15 protein-coding genes are annotated in these 15,663 nt (G+C 63.1%); 10 read left to right on the top strand and 5 right to left on the bottom strand.

What is annotated here, in order from left to right; translation table 11 throughout:
• Positions 1-313: 313 nt before the first annotated feature.
• Both QMN23_RS09700 and QMN23_RS19695 read left to right on the top strand, forming a co-directional pair.
• The gene (locus QMN23_RS09700) at positions 314-700 is read left to right on the top strand and encodes an HIT family protein (RefSeq protein ID WP_282003756.1); all 387 of its coding nucleotides are present in this window, start codon (positions 314-316) and stop codon (positions 698-700) included.
• On the top strand, positions 697-1,125 hold the full coding sequence (locus tag QMN23_RS19695) for a DUF1653 domain-containing protein (protein ID WP_282003758.1): 429 nt from the start codon (positions 697-699) through the stop codon (positions 1,123-1,125). The genes QMN23_RS09700 and QMN23_RS19695 overlap by 4 nt, the downstream gene beginning before the upstream one ends.
• Positions 1,126-1,466: 341 nt before the next feature.
• On the opposite strand, the gene QMN23_RS09710 is transcribed toward QMN23_RS19695, so the two are convergent.
• Positions 1,467-1,859 (bottom strand): TraR/DksA family transcriptional regulator, encoded by a 393-nt coding sequence (locus tag QMN23_RS09710; protein ID WP_282003760.1) that lies wholly within the window; start codon positions 1,857-1,859, stop codon positions 1,467-1,469.
• 341 nt (positions 1,860-2,200) lie between these two features.
• Between QMN23_RS09710 and ehuB the strand changes: the two genes are divergently transcribed.
• The 4 genes from ehuB to QMN23_RS09730 are packed head-to-tail and all read left to right on the top strand — an operon-like array spanning position 2,201 to position 7,845.
• Positions 2,201-3,073 carry an ectoine/hydroxyectoine ABC transporter substrate-binding protein EhuB gene (gene ehuB / locus QMN23_RS09715; RefSeq protein WP_282003762.1) on the top strand — a complete coding sequence of 291 codons (873 nt, stop codon included), beginning with the start codon at positions 2,201-2,203 and terminating at the stop codon, positions 3,071-3,073.
• On the top strand, positions 3,070-6,246 hold the full coding sequence (locus QMN23_RS09720; RefSeq protein WP_282003763.1) for a PAS domain S-box protein: 3,177 nt from the start codon (positions 3,070-3,072) through the stop codon (positions 6,244-6,246). The genes ehuB and QMN23_RS09720 overlap by 4 nt, the downstream gene beginning before the upstream one ends.
• A complete protein-coding gene (locus QMN23_RS09725; protein WP_282003765.1) occupies positions 6,243-6,683 on the top strand; it encodes a response regulator in 441 nt (146 codons plus the stop codon). The genes QMN23_RS09720 and QMN23_RS09725 overlap by 4 nt, the downstream gene beginning before the upstream one ends.
• 19 nt (positions 6,684-6,702) lie before the next feature.
• Complete coding sequence (locus QMN23_RS09730; protein WP_282003767.1) at positions 6,703-7,845, top strand: sensor histidine kinase; 1,143 nt, start codon at positions 6,703-6,705, stop codon at positions 7,843-7,845.
• 53 nt (positions 7,846-7,898) lie between these two features.
• On the opposite strand, the gene QMN23_RS09735 is transcribed toward QMN23_RS09730, so the two are convergent.
• The 4 genes from QMN23_RS09735 to QMN23_RS09750 form a co-directional block, all read right to left on the bottom strand.
• Positions 7,899-9,191, bottom strand: a complete 1,293-nt coding sequence (locus tag QMN23_RS09735; protein ID WP_282003769.1) for an aspartate aminotransferase family protein — start codon at positions 9,189-9,191, stop codon at positions 7,899-7,901.
• Between the two features lie 36 nt (positions 9,192-9,227).
• On the bottom strand, positions 9,228-10,388 hold the full coding sequence (locus tag QMN23_RS09740) for an acyl-CoA dehydrogenase family protein (protein ID WP_282003770.1): 1,161 nt from the start codon (positions 10,386-10,388) through the stop codon (positions 9,228-9,230).
• Positions 10,389-10,408: 20 nt separating this feature from the next.
• Positions 10,409-11,905 (bottom strand): aldehyde dehydrogenase family protein, encoded by a 1,497-nt coding sequence (locus QMN23_RS09745; protein WP_282003772.1) that lies wholly within the window; start codon positions 11,903-11,905, stop codon positions 10,409-10,411.
• A gap of 81 nt (positions 11,906-11,986) precedes the next feature.
• Positions 11,987-12,694: a lipid-binding SYLF domain-containing protein gene (locus QMN23_RS09750; RefSeq protein ID WP_282003774.1), complete on the bottom strand. Its 708-nt coding sequence runs from the start codon at positions 12,692-12,694 to the stop codon at positions 11,987-11,989.
• Between the two features lie 254 nt (positions 12,695-12,948).
• Here QMN23_RS09750 and QMN23_RS09755 point away from each other — a divergent pair, with 254 nt between their 5' ends.
• From QMN23_RS09755 to dinB, 4 genes are all read left to right on the top strand, one after another.
• On the top strand, positions 12,949-13,374 hold the full coding sequence (locus QMN23_RS09755) for a thiol-disulfide oxidoreductase DCC family protein (RefSeq protein WP_282003775.1): 426 nt from the start codon (positions 12,949-12,951) through the stop codon (positions 13,372-13,374).
• A gap of 178 nt (positions 13,375-13,552) precedes the next feature.
• Complete coding sequence (gene lexA / locus QMN23_RS09760) at positions 13,553-14,161, top strand: transcriptional repressor LexA (protein WP_282003777.1); 609 nt, start codon at positions 13,553-13,555, stop codon at positions 14,159-14,161.
• A 3-nt stretch (positions 14,162-14,164) separates the two neighbouring features.
• On the top strand, positions 14,165-14,419 hold the full coding sequence (locus QMN23_RS09765) for a hypothetical protein (RefSeq protein WP_282003778.1): 255 nt from the start codon (positions 14,165-14,167) through the stop codon (positions 14,417-14,419).
• On the top strand, positions 14,416-15,657 hold the full coding sequence (gene dinB / locus QMN23_RS09770) for a DNA polymerase IV (RefSeq protein ID WP_282003779.1): 1,242 nt from the start codon (positions 14,416-14,418) through the stop codon (positions 15,655-15,657). Before QMN23_RS09765 ends, dinB begins: the two co-directional genes overlap by 4 nt.
• Positions 15,658-15,663 lie beyond the last annotated feature (6 nt).

Consider the following 15,663-nt stretch of genomic DNA (forward strand, 5'->3'; position numbering starts at 1 on the left):
GATTCCCGTTTAGTGGGGCAAAAGTTACTATATTTAGTAACCTGCTAAAAATATAGGCAAATCTGTGTGGGTTTTGCTTTGTTTGGCAGGGGTGGGTCTGTTATGAGCATGGCTTTGTCGGCACACTGTCCTGGCCAGTTTTGCCAGCAGCCAGGCCGCATCAAGTGAACTCTGGAGGAATCGTTGGTTTGATGGCGACGGGAATGTTGTTGATTGTTTGTTATGGCCCCGCTATGCTCACTCTGGTTATCGGAGAAATTCCTAGTCTCGTTGATGTCGTCAGGTGATGCCGTGTTTTGCAGAGTGAGAGCCCATGAACAGCTGTCCGTTTTGCACCCCGAATCAATCAGCAATCCTGCTGGCCAACGACCGTGCGCTGGCCATCCCCGACGCTTATCCTGTGACTCCTGGTCATACCTTGATTGTGCCAAAGCGCCATATCACCTCCTTATTCGAGGCGAGCAAAGAAGAACAGGCAGCACTGTTTGATCTCGTGGCAAAGATGCGCCAACTGATCCTGCAGGACCGTCAGCCCGATGGCTTCAATATCGGTATCAATGATGGAATTGCCGCCGGCCAGACGGTCATGCACCTACACATTCACCTGATTCCCCGCTATGCAGGCGATACGGAAGACCCTCGCGGCGGCGTGCGCTGGATCATGCCCAAGAATGCGCCATACTGGAAGCAGATTCGATGAATGACCAACTCCAGCCGGGAATCTACCGTCATTACACGGGGAAATATTGTCGGGTGCTCAGTGTGGCCCGGGAACGCGAAACCGGCGCGGAGCTGGTGGTCTATACTTGGCTGGCTGGCGACCGTTTGTTGCGGGTCCGGCCGCCGGCGCAATTCATCGAGACGGTGACCGTCGACGGGCGGCCGATGCCGCGTTTCGTTGCGTGCGAAGGGGAGGGCGCCGTGATGGTCGAGCCGGCCCGCTGCAAGGGGTGCGGGCGCTGCGTGGCGGCCTGCGGCAACCGGCTGCTCAGCCTGGAGAGCCGCGGCGGCAGGAAGGTGGCGATCCTCGGGAACTCGGAACGGTGCGACCGTTGCGGCCGTTGTGTTGCCGAGTGCCTGTTCGGGGCCATTTCCGTACCGGCCGAGCCAGTGGATCGGCCCTGAAGGATTCCGCCCGCAGCGAGCACTTTACCGATGAAGGATCGGTCTCTGTCGAGCTTTCCACGGCGCCTGTGGATAACTCCCCCAGAGCTGTGGATATCCTCCCTGATTCTGCCGTATCATTAAGTACTTTCTCAGGTTGCGCAACGAATAGGCAGTGTTTGCAACATCCCGGAATTACATGTCAATAACTATTTTTGCCCGTATACGGTATTCCGTATATCGGCCTGTCGATCATGGTAACGAATCTGTCTCGCGACAGTGGATAACTGTCACGAAACATAACCGGAAAATTCGTTTTCATTTTCGTCATTTGGCTGGCAGCTACCGTCGTTGCCGACCGTTCAGAGGGTGACTCCCGGCGGTGTCGCCGGCCCTTCGCGGCGGGTCTGGCAGGAAACGCAGCAGGGGGTGAACGGCAAGAGCGCCAGCCGTTTTTCGTCGATCTCCCGGCCGCACTCTTCGCAACGCCCGTAGGTGCCTTCCCGGAGTTTCCGCTCCGCCTCCTCCATCCGGGTCAATTCCTCCTGGTGAATGTCGGCCAGGGCGAGCCCCATGTCGGCCAACAGGTCGATCATGCCCCGGTCGCCCAGATCCTGGGGCAATTCATATTGGGACTGCAGCCCTTCGCCGGTCTTCCTGAAGAGTTCCTCGCGCAGCTCGCTCCAGAGCGTTTGTTTCTTTTCCCGCAACAGTGCAATCAATCGTTCCTGCCGTTCCCGATCGTGTTTTGTCATGGCGGCATCCTTTCCGTAGTTGTCTTCAAGCCCTCCTCACGTTGATTGTAACCCGCCCGGGGGCGCTTGCAATTGTCGGTTTCCCTTTAGCGTTTATGTAAGCCTTATGCTTAAACCTGGTTATTGGTTGTCTACTATATAAGTGTGGTTACTATATGTAGTAACATTACAGTATTATTGGATTGTAATGCTTCAAATCTTTTGACTGACTGAAATTGTATGGTAAAAATTTGAGCGATAGACTGGCATGTTGTGTCTTTGTTACCGCCCCCGGTTGGCGCGCTCGATCAAGCGCTGCGGCGGTGCGCTGACGACCTGCCTCGCCGAGAGAGGTGGCGCGGATGAAAAGGAATTCCCGGATAATCGGTGCTGTCCTGGTGTTTGCGGCCATTTGCACTGTCGCTGTCGTAGCTGTTTCCTGCACGCGTGACCGGTCGCTGGCCCGGCTCCGGGAAGCGGGGGTGGTCAGGGTCGGTTACGCGGTCGAGGCTCCCTATGCGTTCGTCGGTGCCAATTGCCAAGTGACGGGGGAGTTTCCGGAGGCGGCGAAATATCTCGCCGCCCGTCTCGGGATTCGCCGGGTCGAATGGGTGCAGACGGATTTCGATGCCTTAATTCCCGATCTGGAAAGCGGTCGCTTCGATCTGATCGCTGCCGGGATGTTCATTACCCCGCAACGGGCGAAACGGATTGCTTTCAGCGAACCGTTGCTCCGGGTGCGGCAGGGGCTGCTGGTTCGCCGCGGCAATCCGCGGCAGCTCCATGCCTACCGGGATGTCTTGACGCGTCCCGGCATCAGGATAGCCGTCCTTGCCGGCTCGTTCGAGGAAACACTGCTTCGCCAGATGAAGGTCCCCGAGCGGCAGATCGTCTCGGTTCCCGACGCCCTGACCGGCCGACTGGCGGTGGAATCCGGCGTTGCCGACGGCCTGGCACTGTCGCAACCGACGTTGCGCTGGATGGTGGATCGAGCGGCATCGGGGAGGACGGCACTGGCTGAACCGTTCGAACAGCCGACGCCGGCCCAGATGAAGGGGAGCAGCTACTGCGCGTTCGGTTTCCGCAAAGAGGACCACCAGTTGCTTGATGCCTGGAATAAGGCGCTACATCCCTTTGTCGATAGTCCTGAACATCTGGCGCTGCTCTCCCGGTTCGGTTTCGGCCGTTTGGCGCTGCCGGGAACTATTACTACCAGCGAGGTCCTTGTCCGATGAGTTTCCCTTTCTGGCTTCGTGCCGTCCATCACCGTCGCTGGGCGTGGGGGGCCGTGGCCATGTCGATCCTGGTCTGCGGGGTGATCTCCTGGCTGCACCTGCAGCAGCGGGATACGCTCATTCGGGCGATGAAGGCTCTGGAGACGATGCGCCAGGCCCGGATCGAGCTTGCCCAAGGGTTTCTGGCCGCTACGTTGGACCGGGAGTCCTCGCTGCCGACCACCGGGCGCGGAGATGCTGTTGCCCTGCTGCACCAGGCACTGGACTCCTTTGACCTGGCGACCGTCAACCTCGGCAGCCGGCAAGATTCCACCACGTCTTTCCATGACAAACTGCGGGTTTTTGAGGCGCAACTGACCAGATTGAACGGTCGGCAACGAAACATCGATCCCCAGGTCGAGACGGAATTGAGGATCGCCTATCACCAACTCGAACAGGAAGCCGGCCGGCTCGACCAGACTACCCGCCAGCGCGTGCAATACCTGATTGCTCATCAGGATGCCATGTTTGCCTGGTTGCTGGCGGGGGCCGCACTGCTGCTCGGTGGTGTCTGCCTGGCCGTTGCCGCGGCAGGGCGCGCCCATGCTCTCTCCGAGTCGGCACTGCGTCGCTGGGCCGATGCCTTTGAATTTTGTGCCCACGGGATTGCCATCGGCGATCCTGTGACGGAGCGAATCCTTGTCTGCAATCCCGCCTTCGCCAACCTCCATGGCCGATTGCCGGCCGAGGTGGCCGGTCTGCCGATCCTTGCCGTCTATGCGGCCGAGGAACACGAGATGGTTGGCAGGATGATCGCCGAGGCCGACCGGACCGGGCAGGTCCACTACGAATCGCTGATGGTACGTGCCGACGGCACCGTCTTTCCGGCTCAGATCGATGTGGTGACTGTCCGGAATGACCGTCGGGAGTTGATGTACCGGGTTGCCACGATCCAGGACATCACGGCGCGCAAGCGGGCGGAGGGCCAGCTGCGGGCGGCCGAAAACAAGTTTCGCAGTCTGGTCGAACAGTCGCTGATCGGCATCTATATCATCGAGGGCGGCTATTTTCGTTACGTGAATCCGGGCTTTGCCGAACTGTTCGGCTATGAATCGCCGGACGATCTGATCGACCGGGTTCCCGTGCTCGATCTTGTGTCCCCCGATGATCGGGCCTTGGTGGCGGAAAACGTCCGCTTGCGCATCGCCGGTCGGGAAGCGGAAATGCGCTACGATTTTGTCGGTATCCGCCGGGATCGCACGACGATCAATGTCGAAGTTCATGGCCGCTCCTTCGATTACCAGGGGAAAGCGGCGGTGATCGGCGTCGTCCTCGATATTACCGCCCGCAAGCAGCGGGAAGAGGCGCTGCAACGCTTCGAGCTGCTGGTCAGCCACAGCCGGGACGTTATCTTCTTCATCCGGCGCGGCGACGGTCAAATCCTCGAAGCCAACAACGCGGCGGTTGCCACTTATGGGTACCGTCGCGACGAACTGCTGGCCATGACGGTCAAGGAATTGCGGGCGCCGGCGCTGCAAGAGCTGACTGACGGCCATATGGCCGATGCCGATGCCGGCGGCGTCTTGTTCGAGACGGTGCATCTGCGCCGGGACGGCACGATCTTCCCGGTGGAGGTCAGCTCACAGGGTGCGACCATCGGCGGGACGCGGATGCTGATCAGCGTCGTTCGAGACATCAGCGAGCGCAAACGGGCGGAAGAATCGCTGCGCGAAAGCGAGGCGCGGCTGCGGCTGTTCGTCGAGTACGCCCCTGCCTCGCTGGCGATGTTCGACCGACAGATGCGCTATCTGGTCGTCAGCCGCCGCTGGTTGGCCGATTATAACCTTGGCGAGCGTGATTTGACCGGATTGTCCCATTACGACGTATTTCCCGAGATTCCCGATCGGTGGAAGCAGGTCCATGGTCGTGCCCTGGCAGGAGAGGTGGTAACGGCCGACGCCGACCGCTTCGAACGGGCCGACGGCTCGGTACAGTGGCTGCGCTGGGAAGTCCGACCCTGGCACGGCGTAAGGGGGGAGGTAGCCGGAGTCGTGGTGTTCAGCGAGGATATCACCGCCTCGGTGCAGGCGCAGCAAGCGCTCCGGGCAGGCGCGGAACGGCTGCGGCGCGCCGAGGAGATTGCCCATTTCGGCCATTGGCGGCGGGACCTGGCGAACGACCGGTTGGTGTGGTCCGACGAACTGTATCGGATTTTCGGTCTCGACAAGGAGTCCTTTTCGCCCTCTCGGGAAAGCTATTTGCGCTACATCCACCCTGATGACCTGGAGACCTTTCGCCGTGACCGGGATTCCTTGCCGCCGCAAGGGAGGGGCCGGTTCGGCGCCCGAATCATCCGCCCCGACGGGGAGACTCGTTACCTGGACGGGGTTGGCGAGATTGAGCGCGACGAGTCGGGGAAGGCGGTGGCCTCGTTCGGTACCTTGCAGGACGTGACCGAGTTGCGCAACAAGGAGCGAGAACTGCAGGAAAAGAATGCCGAGCTGGAACGGTTCACCTATATGATTTCCCATGACCTCAGGAGTCCGCTGGTCACGGTGAAGACGTTCCTCGGCTATCTTCGGAGCGACTTGCTCAGCGGCAATGGCGGGCAGATTGAGAAGGACATGCTCTACATGGCCACGGCAACGGACCGGATGGGGCAATTGCTCGACGAACTGCTGGAGATGTCGCGGATCGGTCGGCTTATCAACCCGCCGACCGACGTGACGTTCCGGGAACTGGCCGGGGCTGCCGTCAACCTGGTGGCCGGCCAGATTGCCGAACGGGGGGTAGCGGTACGGATTGCCGAGGCGGCGGTTACCCTCTGCGGCGACCGGGCGCGGCTGGTGGAAATCTGGCAGAACCTGGTGGAGAACGCAGTGAAGTTTATGGGCAGCCAGGCGGTGCCGCAGATCGAGATCGGCGCCGTCGGCGAGGGGCGGGAGACGACCTTTTTCGTCCGGGATAACGGCGGCGGTATCGATCCGCGCTTTCATGAGAAGATCTTCGGCCTGTTCGAAAAACTCGATGCCGGAAGCACGGGGACCGGCCTTGGCCTGGCGTTGGTCCGGCGGATCGTCGAACTGTATCAGGGGAAAATCTGGGTCGAATCGACCGGCGAGGGGGGCGGCGCGACGTTCCGTTTCACGCTCCCCGAGGCCTTTAAACGCGTCTTGAGAGGAGATGGCTCATGAAAGGTACCCCGATCGTTATCCTGTTGGTGGAGGACGACCCGGCCCATGCCGAGATCGTTCGGCGGAACTTCGCCGGCTTTCGCATTGCTAACCGGCTGCTCCATGTGGCCGACGGCCAGGCGGCCCTCGATTATCTCTACCGGCAGGGCGAATTCGCCGATCCCGAGCTGTCGCCCGCTCCCGGCCTGATCCTGCTCGATCTGCGGCTTCCCAAGGTCGACGGCCTGGAGGTGCTGAAGACCGTCAAGGAGGACCGCAATCTCTGCCATATCCCGGTGGTGATCCTGACCACCTCGGCAGCCGAGGCGGACATGATCAACGCGTACGATCATCACGCCAACAGTTATCTGGTGAAGCCGGTGGAGTTTCCCCAGTTCCTGTCGCTGATGGAAAACCTCGGCTATTACTGGCTGATGTGGAACGGCTATCCCTATTGAGGCCGTTTCTGGAGCAACCATGACGCTTCCCCCGGTACACATTATGATTGTCGACGACGAGCCGGCCCACGCCGAAGCCATCAGGCGGGCGCTCATGGCCGCCAACTCGGATGCTGAAATCCGGGTGGCGGGTACCCTAGACGACTATCGCCGGCAGATTGCCGCCTGGCCGCCGGACATTGCCCTGATCGACCTGAACCTGCCGGATGGCCGGGCAGGGGAGATCCTGACCGCGCCGCCGGAAAATGGCCCGTTTCCGGTGCTGATCATGACTAGCTACGGCAACGAGCAGATTGCCGTCGATGCCATGCGTTCAGGGGCATTCGATTACGTGGTCAAATCCGTCGACGCGTTCACCGAGATGCCGCGGACCGTGGCCCGTGCCCTGCGCGAGTGGGGGGTGTTGATGGAACGGAAGAGGGCGGAGGAGTCCATCCGCCGGCTTAACGAGGAGCTGGAACAACGGGTCCGGGAACGGACGATGCAGCTAGAAGCCGCCAATCGCGAGCTGGAGTCATTCAGTTTTTCGGTCTCTCACGATCTCCGTACGCCGCTCCGCCATATCCGGATGTTTTGCGATATTATCGAACGAGACTGCCAGGACAGCTTCCAGAGCGGCTGTCATGATCACCTCGGACGGATCCGGGCCTCGGCAGCCAAGATGGAGGAATTGATCAGTGCACTCCTCGGCCTTTCCCAAGTATCCCGGAGCGAACTCAGGCTACAGCGGGTCGACCTTTCCCTCATCGTTCGGCGGATTGCCGGTGAACTGGCCAAGGCGGAGCCGTCACGCGACGTGGAATTCCGGATCGCCGACAACGTTGTCGTCAATGCCGACCCGACGCTGATGGAGATCGTCATCGGCAACCTGCTGGGCAATGCCTGGAAATATACCTCGAAGAAGTCACACGGGGTGATCGAGTTCGGCCGGGTGGCGACTACTGCCGCAGCCGCCTGCCTGGTCCGCGATAACGGCGCTGGTTTCGACATGAACTATGCCGAGCGGCTGTTCGGGCCGTTCCAGCGGCTGCACAGCCAGGACGATTTCGAAGGGATCGGTATCGGGCTGGCCACCGTCCAGCGAATCATTCTGCGTCATGGCGGGAATATCTGGGCTGAAGGCGAACCGGACAAGGGCGCGAGTTTTTATTTCACCCTGTGAACCGGCATCCAGCCGACATGTTCTCCCGTCGGCGGTTTTCCGAGCCGAGCCATCTACTCCTCGATTACCGTTTCGAGCGCCCGGGCGAAGATGTCCAGGGCTTCGGCCAACTCGGCGTCGCTGATGGTGAGTGGCGGGATGAACCTGATGATGTTGCGGTCCGGCCCGCAGTTGATGATCAACAACCCCCGTTCCCGGCATTCGCTGATCAGCCGCTGGCAGGCGGCACTGTCCGGCGCGCCGTCGGCCGTCACCAGCTCGATGCCGATCATCAGCCCCGGTCCGCGCACGTCGCCGATGACAGGATGTCGCTCCTGCAAGGCGCGCAGCCGGTCGACCGCCATTGCGCCCAAGGCCCGGCAGCGGGGGAGCAGCCCGTCGTCGCGGATCGTTTCGATGGTGCCGATGGCCGCGGCACAGGAGACCGGGTTGCCGCCGAAGGTGGTGCCGTGGGCATAGCTCGGCCACCGTTCCATGAGCTCGTGACGGGAGACGACCGCCGAAAGGGGAAAGCCGGAGGCGATCCCCTTGGCGACGGTCAGGATGTCCGGGGTGATGCCATAGCCCTGGGCGGCGAACCAGTCGCCGGTCCGGCCGACTCCCGACTGCACTTCGTCGAAGATGAGCAGGATGCCGTGCTCGTCACAGAGCCGGCGAAGCGTCCCCAGAAACAGCTCCGGTGCCGGTACGTAGCCCCCTTCGCCGAGGACCGGCTCGATAATGATCGCCGCTACTTCCTGCGGGGATATCTGGCAACGCAGCAGCTGTTCGAGATAGGCGAGGCAGGCGAATGTGCAGCCGTTGGCGGTGTTGCCGAACTGGCAGCGGTAGCAGTACGGGTAGGGGACGTGATACACCGACGGCAGCAGCGGATGGTAGTGTTCCCGGTAGCGGCTGCGGCTGGTGGTGAGCGAGAGGGCGCCCATGGTCCGGCCGTGAAAGGCGCCGCTGAAGGCGATGATCCCCTGGCGGCCGGTGACGTAGCGGGCGAGTTTCAGTGCCCCTTCCACCGCTTCGGCGCCGGCGTTGCTGAAGAAAAGCATGTCGAGTCCCGGCGGGGTGACCGAGGTCAGAAGTTCCGCGGCTGCCGTGGTGCTTTCGTTGTGGTAGATTCCGCCGGTATGGACGAAACGGGGCAGTTGCTCCGCTACCCGGGCCATGACCCGTGGCGGGTTGTGGCCGATGTTGAGGACTGCCAGCCCTGACGAGCAGTCGAGATAGCTGTTCCCTTCCCGGTCGATGACCCGGCACCCCTCACCGCGCTCGATGGCAAGAGGATGATAGACGTGGAGGGCGGGGGTGAAGACCGCGGCCCCCCGGTCGAGAATGTCCCTGTTCGTAGACATGGATGCTCCTGTCGCGTGGAATGGTGGCCGGGCCGATCAGGAAAAGGCGCTGATTCCGGTCAGGTCCCGGCCGATGGCCAGGGTGTGCACCTCGTAGGTCCCTTCGTAGGTATCCACCGATTCCAGGTTGCAGAGGTGCCGCATGCTCTGATAGCCGTCGCTGATTCCGTTGGCGCCGAGCATCTCGCGGGCGGTCCGGGCCACTTCCAGGGCCATCCGGACGTTATTCCGCTTGGCAAGACAGACCTGCTCGGGGCGGAGCCGGCCCGCCTCCCGGAGCCGGGCCAGCTGCAGGGCGAGGAGCTGCCCCTTGGTGATTTCGGTCAGCATGTCGGCCAGTTTGGCCTGGACCAACTGCCGGGCGGCCAGCGGCCGGCCGAAGGTTTGCCGCTGGCCGGTGAAGGCCAGCACTTCGTCGAAACAGGCCTGGGCGGCGCCGAGGGCGCCCCAGGCGATGCCGTAGCGGGCCTGGTCGAGACAGGCGAGGGCGTTTTTCAGCCCGCCGGCTTTCGGGAGGATGCTCCCCGCCGGCACCGTCACATTGTCGAGGACCAGCGAGCCGGTATCCGACGCCCTGTGGGAGAGCTTGCCGGTGATCTCGCTGGCGGTGAAGCCCGGGGTGCCGCGCTCGACGAGGAACCCGCGGACCGCGCCGTCCAGCTTGGCCCAGATCAATGCCACGTCGGCGATGGTGCCGTTGGTAATCCACATCTTGTAGCCCTGGAGCCGGTAGCCGTCTCCCTGCTTCTCCGCCCAGGTGCTCATGGCGGCCGGGTCGGAGCCGCCGCCCGGCTCGGTGAGCCCGAAGCAGCCGATTGCCCGGCCGCTGGCGAGCAGGGGCAACCAGCGCTCCTGCTGGGCCTTGCTGCCAAACGCCCGAATCGGGTACATCACCAGCGCTCCCTGGACCGAGGCGAAGCTGCGGAGCGCCGAATCGCCGCGCTCCAGTTCCTGCATCAACAGCCCGTAAGTCACGCTGTCGAGGGGCGGCCGGTCGCCGCCGGTGAGCCCGGCAGTGAACGCTCCCAGCTCTGCCAGCCGCGGTACCAACTGGCGGGGGAAGGTGCCGACCCGGTAATGTTCGCGGATCACCGGCAGCACCTCCCGGTCGACGAACGAGCGGATGGTGTCGCGGAGCTGCCGGGTCGCCCGTGGCAGGTCGTTTTCGATGTCGTAGTAATCGATCCCCTTGAACATGAAGCTCCTTTGGGTGCCCCTCAGCCGGTTGTGTCGATCTGGGCCCGCTGCAGCTTGCCGCTGTAGTCGCGGTAGACAACCTTGATCCGGCTGAAAAAATCGATGGCGCCCCCCCGGCCGCCCGCCTCGGGGTGGCCGGAGCCCGAATGGCGCCAGCCGCCGAAGGGGAGGTGGACCTCGGCGCCGATGGTCGAGGCATTGATGTAGACGATCCCGGTTGCCAGCTCCCGCTCGGCGCGGGCGGTGGTATTGACGTCGCGGCTGTAGATCGCCGAGGAGAGCCCGAAGGGGACGTTGTTGACGATCCGGACCGCTTCTTCGAAGGAGGCGCAGGAGAGGATGCTTACCACCGGGCCGAAAATTTCCTCCCGAGCGATCCGCATGGCGGGCGTCACGCCGCTGAAGACCGTCGGCTCGATGAAGAAGCCGTGGGCCAGCTCGCCGTCCTCGACCCGCCGGCCGCCGACCACCAGCCGTGCTCCTTCTTCCCGACCGATGCTGATGTAGTCGAGGACCTTGCGCCCCTGGCTCTCGTTGATCAGTGGCCCGACGTCGGTCGGGGCGTGGAGCCCGTCGCCGAGCCGGAGCTGCTTCGCCCGCTCGGCGAGGAGCGTCACGAACCGTTCGCAGACCCGTTCGTGGACGACAATGCGGCTGGCGGCGGTGCAACGTTGGCCGCTGGTACCGAACCCGCCCCAGAGCGTCCCCTCCAGCGCCAGCTCCAGGTCGGCGTCGTCCATGACGATGAGGGCATTTTTGCCCCCCATTTCCAGTGCCAGGGGGCGGTGCAGCTCGGCGAGGCGCCGTTCCAGCCGTTCGCCGGCGGCGCAGGAGCCGGTGAAGGAGGCTCCGTCCACGTCGGGATGGGTGACGAGGTATTCGCCGACCTCCTCGCCGGGGCCGCAGACGAGGTTGACCACTCCCGGCGGGATGCCGGCCTCGGCCAGGATGCCGACCAGGGCGGCGGCGCAGGCCGGGGTTTCCGACGACGGCTTGAGGATGACGGTGTTGCCGCAGATCAGCGAACCGAACAGCTTCCAGGCGGGGATGGCGATCGGAAAATTCCAGGGGGTGATCAGGGCGACGACGCCGAGCGGCTCGCGGATGCTCTTGCAATCCTTATCGGGGAGTTCGGAGGGGACGGTTTCTCCCTGGAAGCGGCGTCCCTCGCCGGCCATGTAGAAGGCGATGTCGATCGCCTCCTGGACGTCGCCGAGCCCTTCGGCAATTACCTTGCCCATCTCGCGGGTAACCAGTTCACCGAGCCGCTGTTTGTGGGCGATGAGGAGTGCGCCGGCCCGATAGAGGATTTCGCCGCGCCGCGGCGGGGGCAGCGAGCGCCAGGCCGGTAGTGCCGCCCGGGCTGCCGCCACTGCCCGATCCACATCCTCCCGACTGGAGAGTGGCGCTTCGACCACCGGTTGGCGGACGTCGGCCGGGTTGTGGCTGGTGAAGCGCCGGCCGGCGCCGGCATCGGCCCATGTTCCGTCAATGAAGTTCCTGATCGTCTCGGTCATTGGACATCTCCCGCTGCCGGGCCGGTCGAATCAACCCCATCCGGAGACCCCAGCTGCTCACCCGGCATTTCCGGATGGGGGCTACCTGGCTGCTCGCCGCAGTACCGCCAATAGCCCGGCCGACTCGGGATTACTGACTTTCCGCTCGATGACAATCGCCACCGGCCGGACCTTTTTGCCGTAATAGGCATTGTTCAGGCTGTCGCGCACTTCGAGTACCGAACCGACCAGGTCGAGTCCGGCATAGAGTCCCTTCGATCTGGCAAAGGAGATGATGTCGGCGGTGACCGTTCCCTTGGCGCCGGCGCCGACTGGGCCAAGGGCGATGGAAACGCTTCCCCCCAGTTTGATCGACGAGCTGAGCAGCGAATCGATCCCTTTCTGGTCCATTACCATCATCACCACTTCAGCGGCCTCGCCGCCGATCTGCAGGCCGAAGCTGACCGAGCCGATGGTGTAGAAGGCCGGCTGGCTCCAGTCGCCGGTCTTTTCATCTCTGACCGCCAGCAGTCCCGACCCGCCCGAACCGCCGATGAAGAACCCTCCCTTGATAACCTGGGGAAAGATCAGGACGCCCTTGGCCTCCTTCAGGTGGTCATGAAGCCAGGAATAATTGCTGTCGGCCATGAAGTCGTTGAAGGTCGCCTTGGCTCGGTCGACGAGCCCCTGGGCTTCGGTGAGGTCCGAGGCGTGAGCCGGAGCGATAACGCCAAAAATCTGCACCGCGGCCAGCGCGATGGCGAGAAGCCACGGTTTTATCAGGGTCATGCCCGTTCGTTTGTTTCCCATGAGTCCGCCCTCCTTGAACCGGTGCACCCCCCGGCGCGGAAGTGGCCGGGGTGCGGTGTGATTCGTTCCTGAATGTTCTCGTTGAAACCAGTGTAACAGGCTGTTCTGCTTCGTCAATTGCCCGGTGGGAGCCCGTTGATGGCGGGGCGGGAAGGGGCGGCGGTGGAAGGAATTGACGATCCGGCGTCGAGATGACGGCGCTTTGCGGTAAGCTTTACCCAGAGCCGGAGGCGATGCCGGAAAGGAGTATCCCCATGCTCGACAAACCCGACTTTCCGTTGCGCGTTTTTTACGATGGAGCCTGCCCGGTCTGCGCTGCGGAAATTGAGCATTACGGCCGCCGGGACCGGGAAAAGAAGCTTGTTCCGGTCGATATCAGCTCTCCCGACTTCGCTGCCGCGCTGTATGGTATCCCACTGGCGGATTTTCTGTATCAGCTGCATGCCATTGACCGCCGTGGCAGAGTCTACCGGGGAGTGGACGCCTTCTGGGCCATCTGGCAGGCCTTTCCCGCTTCGACACTATATGGCTTTCTCGGCAGTCTGGTTGTCCTGCCGGGCGTTAATGGCCTGGCACGGCTCTGCTATCGCGGCTTTGCCCGTATCCGCACCGTTCTGCCGAAACGGAACTCCTCATGCGCGACCGGTAGCTGCCGGATCGGCAAGGGCCGGCCGCCCTGAGCCGGCGGGCCGGCCGAGCGCCGCGGTACGCCGAAAAGCGGCTCGTTGCGGTGCGGCGTCCGTCGGTCCCGCCAATGCTGTGCCTTCTCCTCGGGTGGTACGGCCGTGTTGCTCCTCCCTTGACATCCTGTTGCGGTCATGTTAGGTTGTCAAGTGTCAACCTGTAAGGAGTATTCCCATGGAAGAGCTTACCTCCCGGCAGCAGGAAGTGCTGCACTTCATCGAAACCTCCCTGGAACGGCACGGTTATCCGCCGACCCTGCGGGAAATCGCCGCCCACCTCCGGATCAACGGTACGCTGGGGGTGATGAAGCATCTGGCCGCTTTGGAGAAAAAGGGCTACATCCAGCGTGATGCCGGCAGTTCCCGGGGGATTTCCCTGGTGGGGCGGGCGGCTACCCCTTCGGCGACGCTGCCGATCGTCGGCGTGGTGCGGGCCGGGGCGCTGCAGCCGGCCATCGAGGATGTCGAGGGGTATCTCGCCATCGACCAGGCCCAGCTGAAGGGGGGGCAGTTCTTCCTCAGGGTCAAGGGGGATTCGATGATCAATGCCGCCATCCTCGACCGTGATCTCGCCCTGATCCGGCCCCAGCCAACGGCGGAGAACAACGATATCGTCGTCGCCATGATCGACGGCGAAGCGACCCTGAAAGTTTTTTACCGGGAGCGGGGGCAGATCCGTCTCCAGCCGCGCAATCCGAACATGGCGCCGATCATCGTCCGCGAGGGGGAAGGGGAGGTGACGATCGTCGGGAAGGTGGTCGGCATCTTCCGGACCCTGGAGTGAGCTATGCTGCAGCGGGTCCGGGAACAGATCAGGGTCGGCGCCGTCTTCGGCCCGGGGCCGGCCATCCGGCCGGTCTGGTTCGACTGGCGCCGGCGGAAACATGCCGTCGAGCAGGTGACCTATCACTGGCGGCACCTGGCGGGCAACGCCCTGTTGCTCCATTTTACCGTGACCGACGGCTCGGCCCTCTACGAGTTGATCTACAACGCTACCGACCAGCTCTGGACCCTGGAAACGGTCGACGGTGAGGCATCATGACCGGCCGGGTGATCATGCATGTCGACATGAACGCCTTTTTCGCCTCCGTCGAGCAGCAGTACAACCCGGCGTTGCGGGGGAAGCCGATTGCGGTTATCGGCTCGGCGGCCCGGACGGTGGTTACCACCGCTTCCTACGAGGCCCGCGCCTTCGGCGTCAGGACCGGCATGGCGGTCTGGCAGGCGCAGCGGTGCTGTCCCCAGCTTATCCTGGTGACCGGCGATAACCGGCGCTACACCTATACTTCCCGTCGGATCGTCGAAATGATGCAGCAGTTCACCCCCCAGGTGGAGGTCTTCTCCATCGACGAGGCCTTTCTCGACGTCACCGGCTCCCTGAGCCTCTACGGCAGTTCCGAACGGATCGCCCACCTGCTGAAGGCCGAGATCCGGCACCACTTCGGCCTTACCTGCTCCATCGGCATCGCCCCGAACAAGATACTGGCCAAGCTCGCTTCGGAGATGAAAAAGCCCGACGGCCTGACGGTGCTCTCCCCGGAGACGGTGCCGTGCGTCCTCGAATCCCTGCCGGTCGGGGAGTTGTGCGGTGTCGGGGCAAAGACGGCGCGGCAGCTGAATCTTCTGGGGATCAGGACCTGCGGGGAGCTCGGCCGCTATCCGCTGGAGCGGTTGCGACGGAAATTCGGGGTCGTCGGCGAGAAGCTCCAGCGGATGGGGCGGGGGATTGACGACGCCCCGGTGGTGCCGCTCGATGAGGCGGAAGAGGTCAAATCGGTGGGGCATTCGACGACCCTGCCGCACGATATCGAAGCGCGGGACGAAATCCTCTGCCATCTCCTCCAGCTCTCCGAGATGGTCGGCCGCCGGGCGCGCCGTTACAACGTCTGGGGAAAGACCGTCACCCTCTCCATCCGCTACGCTGACTTCGACACCTGGCTGGACCGGCAGGAGACGCTGCCGCGCTACCTCAACCAGAGCGGCGACATCTACCGGGCGGCGGTCGCCATCCTCGATACCGTCGTCCTGGAACAGCCGGTCCGGCTTCTCGGCGTGCGGTTGAGCAATCTTCGCTACCAGTCGAACCAGCTGCCGCTTTTCGCGGAGGAACGGAAACAGTTGCTCCTGGCCGGGGCCATGGACGCTGTCAACGACCGGTTCGGCGACTTCACCGTCAGCTTCGGCAGCCTGCTGGCCGGGGAACGACGCCAGGACAAAGGGGCGCACGTCATCGCCCCGGCCTGGCGGCCAGCGGGGATTCGTTTCGTCGATGTGAAGTAGGATCCC

Origin of the sequence: Geotalea uraniireducens (assembly GCF_027943965.1) — a bacterium.
GTDB lineage: Bacteria > Desulfobacterota > Desulfuromonadia > Geobacterales > Geobacteraceae > Geobacter > Geobacter uraniireducens.

Bases quoted from the DNA above. Each gene is read 5' to 3' on its own strand.
- QMN23_RS09730 (WP_282003767.1), top strand. From the start codon at position 6,703: ATGACGCTTCCCCCGGTACACATTATGATTGTCGACGACGAGCCGGCC.
- QMN23_RS09720 (WP_282003763.1), top strand. From the start codon at position 3,070: ATGAGTTTCCCTTTCTGGCTTCGTGCCGTCCATCACCGTCGCTGGGCG.
- QMN23_RS09750 (WP_282003774.1), bottom strand. From the start codon at position 12,694: ATGGGAAACAAACGAACGGGCATGACCCTGATAAAACCGTGGCTTCTC.
- ehuB (WP_282003762.1), top strand. From the start codon at position 2,201: ATGAAAAGGAATTCCCGGATAATCGGTGCTGTCCTGGTGTTTGCGGCC.
- QMN23_RS09725 (WP_282003765.1), top strand. From the start codon at position 6,243: ATGAAAGGTACCCCGATCGTTATCCTGTTGGTGGAGGACGACCCGGCC.
- QMN23_RS09735 (WP_282003769.1), bottom strand. From the start codon at position 9,191: ATGTCTACGAACAGGGACATTCTCGACCGGGGGGCCGCGGTCTTCACC.
- QMN23_RS09700 (WP_282003756.1), top strand. From the start codon at position 314: ATGAACAGCTGTCCGTTTTGCACCCCGAATCAATCAGCAATCCTGCTG.
- QMN23_RS09755 (WP_282003775.1), top strand. From the start codon at position 12,949: ATGCTCGACAAACCCGACTTTCCGTTGCGCGTTTTTTACGATGGAGCC.
- QMN23_RS19695 (WP_282003758.1), top strand. From the start codon at position 697: ATGAATGACCAACTCCAGCCGGGAATCTACCGTCATTACACGGGGAAA.
- lexA (WP_282003777.1), top strand. From the start codon at position 13,553: ATGGAAGAGCTTACCTCCCGGCAGCAGGAAGTGCTGCACTTCATCGAA.
- QMN23_RS09740 (WP_282003770.1), bottom strand. From the start codon at position 10,388: ATGTTCAAGGGGATCGATTACTACGACATCGAAAACGACCTGCCACGG.
- QMN23_RS09765 (WP_282003778.1), top strand. From the start codon at position 14,165: ATGCTGCAGCGGGTCCGGGAACAGATCAGGGTCGGCGCCGTCTTCGGC.
- QMN23_RS09745 (WP_282003772.1), bottom strand. From the start codon at position 11,905: ATGACCGAGACGATCAGGAACTTCATTGACGGAACATGGGCCGATGCC.
- dinB (WP_282003779.1), top strand. From the start codon at position 14,416: ATGACCGGCCGGGTGATCATGCATGTCGACATGAACGCCTTTTTCGCC.
- QMN23_RS09710 (WP_282003760.1), bottom strand. From the start codon at position 1,859: ATGACAAAACACGATCGGGAACGGCAGGAACGATTGATTGCACTGTTG.